The 13,912-nt window shown below is 73.2% G+C and carries 11 protein-coding genes; 7 read left to right on the forward strand and 4 right to left on the reverse strand.

Going from position 1 to position 13,912, the window contains the following annotated elements; genetic code table 11:
- The first annotated feature begins 38 nt into the window (after positions 1 to 38).
- A complete protein-coding gene (locus WMF27_RS32045; protein WP_437765066.1) occupies positions 39 to 1,238 on the forward strand; it encodes a tetratricopeptide repeat protein in 1,200 nt (399 codons plus the stop codon).
- Here WMF27_RS32045 and radC read toward each other — a convergent pair.
- The 4 genes from radC to WMF27_RS32065 all read right to left on the reverse strand — a co-directional run bounded on the left by radC (position 1,235) and on the right by WMF27_RS32065 (position 5,509).
- The gene (radC, locus tag WMF27_RS32050) at positions 1,235 to 2,014 is read right to left on the reverse strand and encodes a RadC family protein (protein ID WP_437765065.1); all 780 of its coding nucleotides are present in this window, start codon (positions 2,012 to 2,014) and stop codon (positions 1,235 to 1,237) included. The genes WMF27_RS32045 and radC overlap by 4 nt on opposite strands.
- Positions 2,015 to 2,170: 156 nt before the next feature.
- The gene (locus WMF27_RS32055) at positions 2,171 to 2,899 is read right to left on the reverse strand and encodes a competence/damage-inducible protein A (protein ID WP_437294310.1); all 729 of its coding nucleotides are present in this window, start codon (positions 2,897 to 2,899) and stop codon (positions 2,171 to 2,173) included.
- Between the two features lie 16 nt (positions 2,900 to 2,915).
- On the reverse strand, positions 2,916 to 3,278 hold the full coding sequence (xseB, locus tag WMF27_RS32060; RefSeq protein WP_437943233.1) for an exodeoxyribonuclease VII small subunit: 363 nt from the start codon (positions 3,276 to 3,278) through the stop codon (positions 2,916 to 2,918).
- Between the two features lie 5 nt (positions 3,279 to 3,283).
- A complete protein-coding gene (locus WMF27_RS32065) occupies positions 3,284 to 5,509 on the reverse strand; it encodes a HEAT repeat domain-containing protein (RefSeq protein ID WP_437765063.1) in 2,226 nt (741 codons plus the stop codon).
- Positions 5,510 to 5,662: 153 nt separating this feature from the next.
- Here WMF27_RS32065 and WMF27_RS32070 point away from each other — a divergent pair, with 153 nt between their 5' ends.
- From WMF27_RS32070 to WMF27_RS32095, 6 genes are all read left to right on the forward strand, one after another.
- Positions 5,663 to 7,555 carry a radical SAM protein gene (locus WMF27_RS32070; RefSeq protein ID WP_437765062.1) on the forward strand — a complete coding sequence of 631 codons (1,893 nt, stop codon included), beginning with the start codon at positions 5,663 to 5,665 and terminating at the stop codon, positions 7,553 to 7,555.
- A 193-nt stretch (positions 7,556 to 7,748) separates the two neighbouring features.
- A complete protein-coding gene (locus tag WMF27_RS32075) occupies positions 7,749 to 9,551 on the forward strand; it encodes a protein kinase domain-containing protein (RefSeq protein ID WP_437765061.1) in 1,803 nt (600 codons plus the stop codon).
- A 377-nt stretch (positions 9,552 to 9,928) separates the two neighbouring features.
- A complete protein-coding gene (locus WMF27_RS32080; RefSeq protein ID WP_437765060.1) occupies positions 9,929 to 10,249 on the forward strand; it encodes a hypothetical protein in 321 nt (106 codons plus the stop codon).
- A gap of 258 nt (positions 10,250 to 10,507) precedes the next feature.
- Entirely contained in the window at positions 10,508 to 11,371 is an 864-nt protein-coding gene (locus WMF27_RS32085; protein WP_437765059.1) for a lysophospholipid acyltransferase family protein, read from the forward strand.
- Positions 11,368 to 12,303, forward strand: coding sequence for an SDR family oxidoreductase (locus WMF27_RS32090; RefSeq protein ID WP_437765058.1), 936 nt, complete (start codon positions 11,368 to 11,370; stop codon positions 12,301 to 12,303). The genes WMF27_RS32085 and WMF27_RS32090 overlap by 4 nt, the downstream gene beginning before the upstream one ends.
- Positions 12,304 to 12,339: 36 nt before the next feature.
- Positions 12,340 to 13,905: a dipeptidyl-peptidase 3 family protein gene (locus WMF27_RS32095; protein WP_437765057.1), complete on the forward strand. Its 1,566-nt coding sequence runs from the start codon at positions 12,340 to 12,342 to the stop codon at positions 13,903 to 13,905.
- The last annotated feature ends 7 nt before the right edge of the window (positions 13,906 to 13,912 follow it).

Consider the following 13,912-nt stretch of genomic DNA (forward strand, 5'->3'; position numbering starts at 1 on the left):
GCTCGACCCGCGCCGCCGCGCCGGCGTACGCTGCCGCGATGACGTCGTCCGGAGCGCGGCGAGCGCGCGCGCTCGATCTGCTGGGCCGCGGAGACATGGCGGGCGGGATCGCCGGGCTCGAGGGGCACGTCGCGGGCGCGCCCGACGACGCGGGGGCGTGGCTCGCGCTCGGGGCCGCGTACGCGGCGGAAGAGCGCTGGGCGGACGCGGCGGGGGCGCTCGCGCGCGGGGTGGAGCTCGGCGGAGGGGAGGAGCTGATCGAGGCGCGCCTCGCCTACGCCCGCGCCCTGGTCCGCCTCGGCCGGCTCGACGAGGCGGCCGCGGAGCTCCGGCGGGGCGCGGCGATCGAGCCGCCCGATCCGCGGGCGCAGCGCGAGCTCGGGGTGGTGCTGTACGATCTGCGGCTCTACGACGAGGCGGCGCGCTGGCTCGCGCGCGCGTGCGACGCGGCGCCGGAGGACGCGCGGGCGGCCTTCGCGCTCGGGCTCGCGCACGAGGCGCGGCGGGAGATCGCGCCGGCCATCGCGGCCTACCGCGAGGCGGTGAGGCGCGCGCCCTCGTTCGCCGACGCCCGGCTCACGCTCGCGGACGCGCTCGCGTCGATCGGGGAGCACGAGCGAGCGCTGGGCGAGCTCGAGGCGCTGCTCGCGCGCGAGCGGAGCCACGAGCAGGCGGCGAGGAACCGCGAGGTGCTGCAGCGCGCGCTCGCCGAGATGCGCGCGCGCCGGCTGCTCGGCAAGACGGAGCGGGAGCTCGCGCGGTCGGCGCTCGTCATGGAGGCGCAGCTCAGGCGCCGCGAGGCGCGCGCGGCGCCCGCGACGGCAGAGGGCGCGGCGGCGCGGCAGATCGTCCGCTACACGGCGCCGCTCCTCGAGCTCCACGTGACCCTCGACTCCTCGAACAATGGCCCCGGGAGCGGGGCGATCGAGGCGCTGCACCTCGCGCTGACCGATCCGGACCGCGCCGCGCGCGCCGAGGACGACGTCTTCAAGGTCACGGTGATCGGCGAGGACGGCCGGCAGGCGCCGGTCAGCTATGCGACGGGCGCGTCGCTCACGCTCGTGCGCGAGGCGATCGGCTGCCCGATGACGCAGGCGAGCGCGCTCTATACGTCGCTGCTGAAGGGGAGCCCCTCGGTCGACTGGGGCGGCGCGACGCTGCGGTTCGCGAGCGTGCCAGGCACCGGAGGGGCGCCCGGCGGAGAGCGGCACGGCCTCCTGGTCGGCCGGCGCGCCTAGCCTCGGCTCGGCGGGGCGGCGGCGCGCGGCGCGTCGCCGGGCGCGATCATCCCGAGATCGAGCAGCGAGGAGTAGTGCCCGTCCGGCGCGAGGATGACATGGTCGACGAGCGGCACGCCGATCACCTCGCCGGCGGCGGCGACCGCGTTGGTCATGGCCACGTCCTCCGGCGACGGCGCCGAGTCGCCGCTCGGGTGGTTGTGCACGAGCACGAGCGCCGAGGCCGCGTCCGAGAGCGCGGCGCGCAGGATGTCCCTGGCCGAGACGGAGCACCCGTGGAGCCCGCCCTGCGAGACCCTGCGCGCTCCCCTCATCCCGTTGCGGCCGTCGAGCGAGATCACCCACATCTGCTCGTGATCGAGCGGGCCGAGCTGCGCCGCGCACCACGCCGCGATCGAGGCCGAGGTGCGCACCGGAGGCCGCGGGCGCACCGCGCGCTCGAAGGCGCGCCGCCCGAGCTCGAGCGACGCGGCGATCCGGAGCGCCTTCGCGAGCCCGAGGCCGGGGTGCTCGGCGAGCGCGTGCGGGCCGAGCCGCGCCAGCCCCTCCAGCCCGGCGAAGCGCGAGAGGAGCGCGGCGGAGACGAGCGTCACGGGGGTGCCGACCAGCCCTGTGCCGAGCACGATCGCGAGCAGGTCGGCGTCGCCCAGCGACCAGATCCCCTCCTCGAGCGCTCGCTCTCGCGGACCGACGAAGGCGGCCAGCGCCGAGGGGTCGTCGGTGCACGTCTCGGGGAGGTGATCGGACAGCAGGGCGGCGCGCTTCCACGGGCTCATGCGCGGGCGACAAGCACGCGGCGGGCCGGCCTGCCGGCCCGGGGCGCCGCGGGGGCGCGCGCGCCGGCGAGGCGGCGGAGCGGCGGCGGAGGGTGGCGGCCGCCAGGCCCTCACGCCGTCGCGCCCTCGCCAGGAGCGCGAACGGAGACGCGCGCGTCACTCGACGCGGACGATCGTCTCCGCGGGGAGGCTCTCGGCGAAGGCGTCGCGCGCCGCGCGCACCCTCGCCTCGACGAGGCCGTCGAACGTGAGCTTCGTGCGGTACTCGACGCCGGACCACCTCGGATAAGAGCCGATGTCGACGTCGCGGTGGGCCTCGACCACGCGGTCGAGCATCGGCTTGAGCTGCCCCTCGTCGAGGGTCGTGAACACCGCGAGCGAGACGAACGGCGCCCCGCCGGAGAGCTCCGCCTGGATGAGCGCCTGCTTCGCCCGGAAGATCTGCGGCACGCCGGGCAGCATCCACACGTTGCGCATCACCACGCCGGGCCACGCGGCGCTGCCGCCGGTCACGAGCCGCGCGCCCTCCGGGATGCGGGCCATGAGCAGGTGCCCCTCGGTGAGCCGATCGCCGTAGTAATCGCGCAGGAGGCTCTCGATGTTGGGCGCGCTGACCACCGGCACGCCGAACGCGCGCGCGACGCCCGCGATCGTCAGGTCGTCGTGCGTCGGGCCCACGCCGCCGCTCGTGAAGACCCAGTCGTGCGACGCCGCGAGCGCCCGCACCTCGGCGGCGATCACCTCGAGCTCGTCGAGCACCATGACCGCCCGCTCCAGCCTGACGCCGAGCGCGCGCAGGGTGCCCGCGAGCACGACCAGGTTCTCGTCAGCGATCTTCCCGCTGAGCAGCTCGTTGCCGATGATCAGCGCCGCCGCCGTCCTCATGTCGCCCTTCTTCCGCTCAGCTCTCGAACTCGCGCGTCACCGGGCGCCCGTCGGCGTCCAGCCCGAGCAGCTCCTCGACGCGCTTCTCCGCGCGATCGAGGCGCTCCTGCGCCGACCGCGAGAGGCGGATGCCCTCCTCGAAGAGCGAGAGCGCGCGCTCGAGCGGCAGGTCGCCGCCCTCGAGCTCCGCGACGATCTTCGCGAGGCGGCGCGTCGACTCCTCGAACGACATCGCGCCGGCGCCCGCGTCGCCGCTCCGCGGAGCGCGGTCGGCCTCGCCCTTCGCCGGCGCCCCGGCGGCGCCGGGCTCCGCGCTCGATTCGGCGCGTGATTCGGCGCGTGATTCCACGCCCGCGCCCTCGTCCGTCGCGTTGCTCATCGTCGTCATGAGCCAGCGTCCCCCGGGGGTGCGGCCGGCGCAAGCAGGACGGCGCTCACGCCGGGCGGCACCGCCGGCACGAGGAGCACGCCGTCGGGATCGGCGACGACGGGGACCGCCAGCCCATCCGGCCGGACGAGCCGCGCCGGGCGCGAGGAAGCGCTCCCGGACGCGCTCCGGTCGTTCGGGACGATGGCCACCCACACGACGCCCGTCGCCAGCGCGGAGCGGGGCCGATCGAGCGCCCGCGCGTCGGCGCCGGAGAGGGCGGCCCGCGCGAGCGCGCGCACCCCTTCGTCAGGATCGAGATCCCGCGCCGCGACGAGGACGCGCCTGCGCTGCACCTCGGTGCGCCGGGACAGGCCGCGGACGATCGCGCGGCGCACCGCGGGGTCGTCCTCGAAGCGGTACGCGCGGGCGAGGAGGGAGACGCTGTCGGGCATGGGGTCGCTCCCGAGGCCGAGCGCGACGTGCGCGCGCACGACGGGATCGCCCCCCTCGAGCAGCCGCTCGATCCTGCCGCGGACCACCTCGTCGTCGCGGGACGCGAGCGCGCGGGCGGCGAGCGGCGACAGCGGTCCGCCCGCCTCCGCGAGGGCGGCGAGCCGCGAGGTCGCGATCGCCCCGCCCCCGGGCTCCGCGAGCAGCGCGACGCCGGCGGAGATCGCCGCCGCGTCGGGCGCTGCGTCGCCGCTCTTCGCGGCGCTCGCGTCGCCGGGCGGCGGCCCGGCGCCCGGCGCGGCGAGCGCCGCGAAGAGCGGCGCGAGGGCGGCGAGGGCGCGCTCGCCCCGAGCGAGCGCGCCGCGCGCCGCCGCGTGGACCGCCGCGCGATCGCAGGAGGACGGGGAGCAGGCGCCGACGACATCGACCGCGTCGCGGAGGCCGAGCGCCACGGCGCCGAACACCCCGACGGCGCGATCGCTCGACCCGCTCGGCGCGGCGAGCGCGGCGAGCAGCCGCTTCTCGAGCGCCTCGGGCGCGTCGCGCAGCACGAGCCCGCGGACCACCCCGGCGCGCAGGCCGAGCCTGCGGAGGTCCGCGTCCTTCGCGGCGCGCGGGCCATCGAAGAGCTCCGCGACCGCGGCCCGCGCCTCGGCCCCCGGCATCGTCGCCAGCGCGAACGCGGCCGCCGTCGCGAGCTCGGGGCGCTCGTTCAGGACCCGGCGCAGCTGCCGCGCCGCCTCCGCGCCGCCCGCGCGGCCGATCGCCGCGACCGCGCGGGGCCGCGCGTCGTCGGGGAGCAGCGGGAGGGCGCGCGCGAGCGCCGGCGCGAGCCGCTCCGCCGGCCCGAGCTCGGCCAGCCTGAGCCCCTCCATCCGCCCGAGCTCGGATCCGAGCAGCGCGGCCACGGCGTCCGCCGCCTCCGGCGCGCCGAGGTACACGAGGATCTCCGCCGTCGGCTCGAAGAGCCCCGGCTCTGGCTTGCGGAGCCACGCGCGGGCCTTCGCCAGCGCCGCCTCGTCGCCGAGGCGCGCGAGGGCGCGCGCCGCGGCCACCTGCGCCGCCCTGTCGCCGCCCTCGAGCATCGGCCGGAGCGCCGCGATCGCCCGGAGATCGCCGAGATCGCCGAGGAAGCTCGCGAGCGCCGGCTCGAGCCGCTTGCGGCTGCCGAGCAGGAGCTGGAGCGACGCGGGCGGGTGCGCCTTGATCGCGCGCGCGGCGGCCTCGCCCGCGGCCCCGCCCTGCACGATCGCGTTCACGAGCACGCCGAGCGCGCGCCGCTCGCCCGTGCGCGCGAGCGCGAGGGCGGCGGTGCCGCGCAGCACCTCGCCGAGCGGCGAGGCGGCGCCGCGCGCGGGCGCGCTCTCCGAGAGCTCGCGCGCGAGGAGCTGGCGCACGCTGTCCCGCTGCGCGTGCGGCGCGAGCGCCCGCACCGCCGCGAGGCGCGCCCTGGGATCGCGCGCCCCCGGGGCGCCGTGCTGCTCGAGCGCGGCGAGCAGCGCGCTCACCGCCTCCTCGGTGCCGATCGCCCCGAGGCGCTCGATGCCGCGGAGCCGCGCCGCCGGGTCGCTCGACGAGAGCAGCCGCTCGCCGACGGGCACGCCGAGGCTGCCGCGCAGCGGCGTCGCGCCGGCCGCGGCCCCCGCGGGCGCCTTGCCGCCTTCCGCCGCGGCCCGCGGCGCCCGGGCGGTCCGCGAAGCCGGCTGAGGCGCCGCCGGGCCCGCCATCGCGGTGGCCGCGAGCGCCGCGGCGAGGCCCAGGGCGCGGGGGGTTCCAGGGAGGAATCGCATTCGCTGCGCCGCACTATCCCGCGATCGACGGCCCGCTGTCACGCCCCAGGCCGAGCCGTGTCAGCGCCGCGTGATAACCTGGAATTTGATGGAAGCACGCGCTAGGTCGACCTACCGTGCAGCCGCGAAATGCGGCTGTGAGAGAGGTGACGCTTGATCGACCTGGTACGGATACTGGAAAAGGCCATCACGGTCTCCGCCGGCAAGGCGTGGCCGATCTTGCAGCGACTGAGCCGCCTCGGCGGCGAGCCCAGGCCGTTTCACCCGAAGTGGAGCGACAAGCCGATCCCGAGGGGCGGCGAGCGCACGAAGCCCCCGCTCGGCTGGCCTCGCGAGACGGACAGCCTGTGCCCGCGCTGCGTCAAGGAGGCGCGCGCCGAGATCCTGAGTGGCAGGGCGGACTGGACCAAGCTCATCACGGACAAGCCCGGGGAGATCCGCGCCAGCATCGTCGCGCGCGAAGGGCGCGTGGTCATGGAGAAGACGTGCCCGAAGCATGGCTTCTTCTCGGACACGATCTCGATCGACCCGGCGTTCCTGGCCCGGATCGAGCGCCTCTTCGGCGGCCGCGACGTCGAGATGACGAAGGACAGGATCCACGACCACGGTTCGAGCACCATCCGTTACGGTCGCGGCGCGGTGCTCACGGTCGACCTGACGAACCGCTGCAACATGATGTGCGACCCGTGCTTCATGGATGCCAATCAGGTCGGCTACGTGCATGAGCTCTCCTGGGAGGAGATCACGCGGATCCTGGACGACGCGGCGGCGGTGCGCCCGCGCCGCCAGATGTCGATCCAGTTCTCCGGCGGCGAGCCGACGCTGAGCCCGCACTTCCTCGACGCGATCCGGTACGCGCGCGAGAAGGGGTACTTCGCGGTGCAGTGCGCGACGAACGGGATCCGCTTCGCGGACGAGCCGGGCTTCGCCAGGAAGGCCAAGGAAGCGGGCCTCCGGATGGCGTACCTGCAGTTCGACGGGGTCACGAACGCCGCGAACGGCCACCGGAAGATCGGGAACCTCTACGACGTGAAGCTGCGGGCGATCGAGGAGCTCTCGGCCGTCGGGATCGACGTCATCCTGGTCGTGACGATCGTCAACGGGGTCAACAACGATCAGGTGGGGCCCATCATCGACTTTGCGGTCCAGAACGCCGACAAGATCACCGTCGTCAGCTTCCAGCCGGTCAGCTTCACCGGCCGCGACGAGGACATCTCCGACGACCTGCGCGAGCAGCAGCGCTATACGCTGAGCCACCTCGCGCACGACATCGCCCGTCAGACCGGCGTGACCGACCCGCTGCGCGACTGGTTCCCCCTGTCGGCGCTCAGCCCCTTCGGCAACGTGACCGACCTCCTCGACGGCCCCGACAAGGACTGGGGGCAAATCAACTGCGGCTGCCACCCGAACTGCGGGATCGGGACCGTGCTGTTCGTCCACAAGAAGACGAAGCAGATGGTCCCGCTGCTCGACTTCATCGATGTCGAAGGGCTGCTCTCCGACCTGCGCGCGATCTTCGACGCGGGGCGCGGCCGCGCCCTCACGAAGGCGCAGGTCGTCGCCGCGCTGCTGCGCCATTACCAGCCGGAGAACGCGCCGCCCGGCTTCCACCTCGCGACGCTCGTGAAGCAGTTCATGAGCCAGACGGGCGCCGCGCACGCCGGCGAGGGCGACGCCCTCGAGTACGAGTGGCGGGTCCTTTTCGTCGCGGGCATGTGGTTCCAGGACCTGTTCAATTACGACTTCCGTCGCACCGAGATGTGCATCATTCCGTACGGAACACAGCTCGGCGAGATCAGCTTCTGTGCGTACAACACCGGGGCTGGGTGGCGGAATATCCTCGAGAAGATGAAGGCCAACGCCACGGTGGCCGAGTGGTACAAAAAGCACGGCAGGCACCCTGTCTATGCGAAGAATCAGGATCTTCCTTTGCCGGCCTACGACAACCCCCTGACGATCATCGAGCACGACCTTGCGTTGCGCGAGCGCGAGCAGGGCGGCGCGCGCCCACGGCGGGCGGCCAGGCGGCTGCCGATCGTGAGCTGATCGCGCTCCCGCGCCGCGCGCGGCCCCGGATCGCCGAGAGACAGGTCACGTGAGCCGCTGGGCTCGGCGCTCGGTCGCAGGGCACCTCACATCGACACAGAATCCGGTTCTCCTCGCGGCCGTGTGGGAGGAGGCTCGCGCGAGCGGCGCGGGAGTCGTGGAGAACGCATCACGCATGGTGTAGTCTGGTCACGTGACCTTGCACGCGGGCCGCTATGAGAGCTTGCGCGCCATCGCGTCAGGCGGCATGGCGACGGTGTATCTCGGGCGGGCCCTGGGCGCCGGCGGGTTCGAGCGCCTCGTCGCCCTGAAGATGATGCACCCGCACATCGCGGCGGAGCCCGAGTTCGTCGCGATGTTCCTCGACGAGGCGCGCCTCGCGGCGCGGGTCCGCCACCCCAATGTCGTCGCGACGTTCGATCTCGTCGAGGACCCGCTGTTCCTCGTCATGGAGTACATCGAGGGTCCGTCGCTGCACAGCTTGCTCCGCACGTGCGCGCGGGCGAAGCGGCCCGTCCCGCTCGGGATCGTGCTCCGCATCTTCCTCGACGTGCTCGCGGGTCTCCACGCCGCGCACGAGCTCACGGGGGGCGAGGGCGAGCCGCTCAACCTCGTGCACCGCGACGTCTCGCCGCAGAACGTGCTCGTCGGCGTCGACGGCATCGCGCGCATCACCGACTTCGGCGTGGCCCGCGCCGAGACGCGGCTCATGTCGACGCGGGGCAACGCGCTCAAGGGCAAGCTCGCCTACATGGCCCCCGAGCAGATCCGGGCCGCGAACGTCGACCGTCGCAGCGACGTGTACTCGGCCGGCGTGGTGCTCTGGGAGATGCTCACGGAGGAGCGCCTGTTCAAGGCCGACAACGACGGCGCGCTGCTCGCGCAGATCCTCCAGGGCGCGCCCGCGGGTCCGCGCGGGGTGGTCCCGTCGGTGCCGGCCGCGCTCGACCAGATCTGCCTGCGCGCGCTGCGCACCGACCCCGACGACCGCTTCCCGACCGCCGTGGCGTTCGCCGAGGCGCTGGAAGACGCAGCCACGCAGACGCCGGGCCTCGCTGTGTCGTCGCCCCGGGCGGTGGAGGCGCTCATCAAGGAGGTCGGTTTGCGCGGGCCGCCGGAGAGCCTCACCGCGCCGCTCAGCGCGCGGGGCGGCCCCGCGTCGGCGCCCCGGTCGGCGCGATCGCCGCTGAGCCAGCGCTCTCCGTTGAGCGATCCTCTGCCCCTGAGCCCACGCTCTCCGTTGAGCGATCGTCTGCCCCTGAGCCAGCGCGCTCCCCTGACCCAGCGGAGCGTCGGGGCGGCGCAGGACAACTCGGGCGCCGAGAGCAGCGCGCCGGGGCTGGGCGCCGTCGTCTCCGAGGCCGTCTCCCGCGGCCGGCACCACATCGTGCGCCGCCGCGTGCTCGCCAGCGCCTGCGCTGTCGCGCTCGCGGTCGGGGCGGGCGCCTTTCTCGCCGCCGGCCAGCAAGAGCCAGCCGCTCCCTTCACGGCGGAGAGCGCCTCTGTCTCCCGGATCTCGTCCTTCTTCCCCGCGGCCGCGGCGGCCAGCGGGCCGGTCCAGGCGGCCGCGCCCGGGCGTCCCGGCGGACCGGCCGGGTCCCCGGTCCCCGGCGGCTCCGCTCGGGGCGCTGTTCCCGACAGCTCCGCTCAGGGCGTGATTTCCGGCGGAGCCGTCCAGGGCTCCGCCCCTGACCGGTCCACCCACGGCTCCGCGCCCGGTGGGCCCGCGCAGGTCCCTGCCCCCACCGCCAACCGTGCAACGAGCCCCGCCCCGCGGCCGGTCTCCCGAGCGACCCCGCCCGCGGCCGTCAAGCCGAGGACGAGCCGGCCCGACACGCGCACGACCAGCGGATCCACGGCCCCGACGGCGAAGCCGGCCACCCGCTCATCGACCGTTCGGAGCGCGGCGCCGAAGACCGCGCCAAAGGCGCCAGAGCCGAAGCGGAGCGCTCCGCGGACGTCCTCCCGGACGCCCTTCAAGCCATCCGGCCTGTGACGCGCACAGGGCTGTGACGCACGACGTCACCGCGGAGAAAGCCCAAGACGGTACGTGCGCATGGATCCAGCGCGCCTCCCGGGCCGAGCCATGATCCTTTTCGCCGCCGCGTCCAACACTCCGACCATGGAGACACGTCCAACACCCCGACGACCGCGAGCACCCGCGATCTCGGCGCCGATAGCGCGACGCCGGGTCGCGCTATCGCACATTGAACGCGCGGCATCGCCTACATGCTCACGGAAGACAGCAGAACGTCAGTGGTCGCCTCACGAGCGCGATAGGGGAGGTAGGCTATTCTTGTCGTAGGGCGGTATGTGCTCGCCCAAGTGAAAGACGCGCCGCGCGTCGGACGTTACCCCGGGGGGAACCAGCTCATGCGCTCGCTTTTTGAGCAGGTCGTCGAGTGCTGTGGCCTCGCACCCGCGTTCGCCAGAAAGCTCATCCAGGAGGCCTGCGAGCGGAGCGATGTGTCACCGCCCGAAGCGATGACGCCAGCCGATCTCATCCGCACGCTCCCTCACATCCGCCAGGCCCTCGGCGTCTTCCTCGATCCCGGGGAGGTGGCGCTGAAGACGGCCGCGATGCGAGCCCTCGTCAAGGGCTCCTGGCCGTCGATGGCCGCGGTCGTCCCCCCTGGCTCGAACCAGGAGAGCCGGCCCCCTCAGGACGAGCCGAAGGCCAAATCGAGCTCGTAGAGCTCCGCGTGCGAACGCCGCATTCCGAGCGCGACATACGTCGACTGCGCTCGCGCGTTCGCGGTCTCCACGTACAGGCGGTTGTTCGCCGCGGCGCGTTATGTTTCGAGGAGCGATCCTCGACGAGCGCGCCCGGCGCGCGGCGCGTGGTCCATGGCTCCGCCGCGCCGGCTGCCTCTTGTGCCGGTTGGCGGAGGTTGTGCTCCTCGCCCGATCGCGCATACCCTCCGGGCGCCGAAGCCTCCCGGAGGGTGACCCTTGACTCTGCTCGTCAGCGACTCGATTGCCCAGCGCGTCCAGCGGCTGGAGATCCCTTTCAACAGCTTCGGGGTCGATCCGTACGGCATTTCCCGGAAGCACCTGGGTCTCTTCTTCTCCCTCCTGGACTTCTTCTATCATCATTATTTCTCGGTGGGCGTGACGGGCCTGGAGAACGTCCCCGCGCGCGGGCGGGCGATGCTCGTCGGCAATCACTGCGGGGGAGTCGCCATCGACGGGGCGATGGTGGTCGCGTCGATGTTCTTCGCCATGGATCCTCCGCGTCTGGCCGAGGGGATGGCGGAGAAATTCATCAATCGCCTCCCCTTCACCTCGCTCTGGTCGAGCCGCACAGGGCAGTTCACCGGCCTCCCCGAGCACGCGAGCCGCCTCCTCGAGGACGAGCGGTTGCTCATGGTGTTCCCCGAGGGGGCGCGCGGCACCGCCAAGCTCTACAGCGAGCGCAACTCGCTCGTGCACTTCGGATCGGGGTTCGTCCGGCTCGCGATGAAGACGAGGACGCCCGTCATCCCCTTCGGCTTCGTCGGCGGCGGCGAGGCGGTGCCGACCATCGCCAACTCGTACACGATCGGCCGGCTGTTCGGCGTGCCGTACATCCCGATCACCCCGTACCTCATCCCGGCGCCGCTGCCGGTCCAGCTGGAGATCACGTACGGCGAGCCGATGACGTTCGCCGGGACCGGCGCCGAGGAAGACGAGGTGATCCTGGGCCACGTCGAGCAGGTGAAGGCGAGGATCGCCGAGCTCATCGAGGCCGGGCGAAAGCGGCGCCGCGGGAAGCTGGCAGTGGACTGGCGCGGCGCCACGCCGCCCAGGCCCGCCTCATCGAAGGAGCACGCATGAGGGTCCTCATCCCAGGGATCACCGGCCCGCTGGGCCGCATGGTCGCGACGCGCCTCCTCGAGGAGGGGCACGAGGTGATCGGCATCGACCGGCGGCCGTGGCCGACCGCCCCGGCCGGCATCGAGATGCACAACGTGGATCTGCAGAAGCGCGCCGCGGAGGACGTGTTCCGCAAGACCCGGCCCCAGGCCGTCATCCACATGGCGACCGTGACGCACCTCGTGGAGCAGACGGAGGAGCGGTATCGGATCAACCTCGGCGGCACGCGCGTCGTCTTCGACAACAGCCGCGCCTGCGGGGTCGAACACGTGATCTTCGTCGGCCGACACACCTACTACGGCGCCGGCCCCGAATCGCCGCTCTACCACACGGAGGAGGATCCTCCGATGGCGGTGTCCACCTTCCCCGAGCTCGCCGACCTCGTCGCGGCCGATCTCTACGCCTGCACGGCGCTCTGGCGCGCTCCCGAGCTCTGCACGACCGTTCTCCGCATGTGCTACACGCTCGGCCCGACAGGCCACGGCACGCTGGCGAGCTTCCTCCGAGGCCCCCGCGTCCCGTACGTGCTCGGGTTCGACCCGCTGTTCCAGTTCATGCACGAGCGGGACGTCGTGACCGCCATCTGCCTCGCCCTCGAGAAGCGCATCCGCGGCGTCTACAACGTCTCTGGCCCGCAGCCTGTGCCCCTGTCGCTCATCATCCGGGCGGCGGGCCGGGTGGCGGTGCCCCTCCCCGAGTTCGTGCTGCGCAACGCGCTCGGCCGCTTCGGCCTGCCGAAGCTCCCTCGCGCGGCGCTGACCCACATCAAGTACCCCGTCGTCGTGGACGGCGCCGCCTTCCGCGCCGCCACGGGGTTCAAGCACGCCGTCGACGAAGCCCAGGCAATCCGCGAGTACCGCGACGCCCACCCGGTCCCAGCGAGCCGCCCCTGAGCCGGGGAGCTCATCTCACGAGATAAGGAGGTCCCGATGTTGTCCGAGAAGGTCAAGCAGTTCGCGCCGGCCAGGCTCACCGCGGACATCGGCGCTCTGCCCGAGCCGGAGAGGAGAGCGCTCGGCAAGCTCATCGAGGCCTCGCGGCAGCTCGATCCCGTGTTCGATCGGCAGGCCTACGCCGGGAACCCGGAGCTCCGCGAGAAGCTCGTCGCGGACGGCACCCCGGAGGGGCGGGACAGGCTCGCCTACTTCGACATCATGCGCGGCCCGTGGGACAGGCAGGATCACCACCGCCCCTTCGCCATCGACAGGCCCCATCCTCCCGGCGCCGGCTTCTACCCGGAAGATCTCTCGGCCGACGAGCTCAAGGCGTGGATCGAGCAGCACCCGGGCGACAAGGAGGCCTTCGAGAGCCTGTTCACGCTCATCCGCCGGGACCAGGGCCGGCTCGTCGCCGTGCCGTACAGCCAGGCCTACGCCGCGTGGCTCGGCCCCGCCGGCGCGCTCCTCGAGGAGGCCGCGGCGCTCACCGCGAGCGAGAGCCTAAGGCGGTTCCTGAGGTCCCGGGCCGCCGCGTTCCGCTCCGACGACTACTATGCATCCGACAAGGACTGGATGGACCTCGACAGCCGCGTCGAGGTGACCATCGGCCCTTACGAGACCTACGAGGACGAGCTCCTCGGCCTCAAGGCCTCGTTCGAGTCGTTCGTCACGGTGAGCGACCCCGACGCTTCCCGGAAGCTCTCGAAGTACAAGGAGCTCCTCCCGGAGATGGAGCGCAACCTGCCTGTCCCCGAGGACGTGAAGACCGCGCGGGGCGGCGAGAGCCCCATCCAGGTCGTCGACCTCGTGTTCAGCGCCGGCGACGCCCGCAAATCGGTCCAGACGATCGCGTTCAACCTGCCGAACGACGAGCGCGTCCGCGCCGAGAAGGGGGCCAAGAAGGTCCTGCTCCGCAACGTCATCGAGACGAAGTTCGAGCTGATCATGCGCCCTATCGCCGAGCGCGTCCTCGACCCGGCGCAGCTCGATCACCTGTCCTCCGACGCGTTCTTCAACGAGACGCTCTTCCACGAGCTCTCGCACAGCCTCGGCCCTGCGTTCACGACCGTGGGCGGGGAGCGGGTCGAGGTGCGGATCGCGCTCGGCCCGACGTACTCCGCGCTGGAGGAGGCCAAGGCCGACGTGATGGGCGCTTACAACGTCCTCTTCATGATCCAGCGAGGCCACTTCGCGGCCGATTTCAGGCAAAAGCTCCTCATCTCCTATTTCGCAGGGCTCTTCAGGAGCACCCGCTTCGGCGTGGCCGAGGCGCACGGCAAGGGGGCCGCGCTCCAGATCAACCGGTTCCTCGAGGAGCGCGCCGCCCGCTTCGACCCGGCAACACGGCGCTTCACCGTCGACGCCGAGGAGCTCGAGGCCGCCATCACCCGCCTCGTCCGCGACCTCTGCATGGTGCAGCACCGCGGCGACAGGCAGGCCGCCGGCGAGCTCCTCGCCAGATACGGCGAGGTCTCGGAGCCGATGCAGCACGCGCTCGGCGGCCTCGAGGGGATCCCGATCGACATCCGGCCGATCTACCCGCTCGCCGGCGAGTGAGCCGCCG

This window comes from Sorangium sp. So ce281, from assembly GCF_051527395.1.
GTDB classification, from domain to species: Bacteria; Myxococcota_A; Polyangia; order Polyangiales; family Polyangiaceae; genus Sorangium; species Sorangium cellulosum_B.

Coding starts and splice junctions, on each gene's coding strand:
- WMF27_RS32055 (WP_437294310.1), bottom strand. CDS start 2,899: ATGAGGACGGCGGCGGCGCTGATCATCGGCAACGAGCTGCTCAGCGGG.
- radC (WP_437765065.1), bottom strand. CDS start 2,014: ATGAGCCCGTGGAAGCGCGCCGCCCTGCTGTCCGATCACCTCCCCGAG.
- WMF27_RS32045 (WP_437765066.1), top strand. CDS start 39: ATGACGTCGTCCGGAGCGCGGCGAGCGCGCGCGCTCGATCTGCTGGGC.
- WMF27_RS32080 (WP_437765060.1), top strand. CDS start 9,929: ATGCGCTCGCTTTTTGAGCAGGTCGTCGAGTGCTGTGGCCTCGCACCC.
- WMF27_RS32095 (WP_437765057.1), top strand. CDS start 12,340: ATGTTGTCCGAGAAGGTCAAGCAGTTCGCGCCGGCCAGGCTCACCGCG.
- xseB (WP_437943233.1), bottom strand. CDS start 3,278: ATGAGCAACGCGACGGACGAGGGCGCGGGCGTGGAATCACGCGCCGAA.
- WMF27_RS32090 (WP_437765058.1), top strand. CDS start 11,368: ATGAGGGTCCTCATCCCAGGGATCACCGGCCCGCTGGGCCGCATGGTC.
- WMF27_RS32065 (WP_437765063.1), bottom strand. CDS start 5,509: ATGCGATTCCTCCCTGGAACCCCCCGCGCCCTGGGCCTCGCCGCGGCG.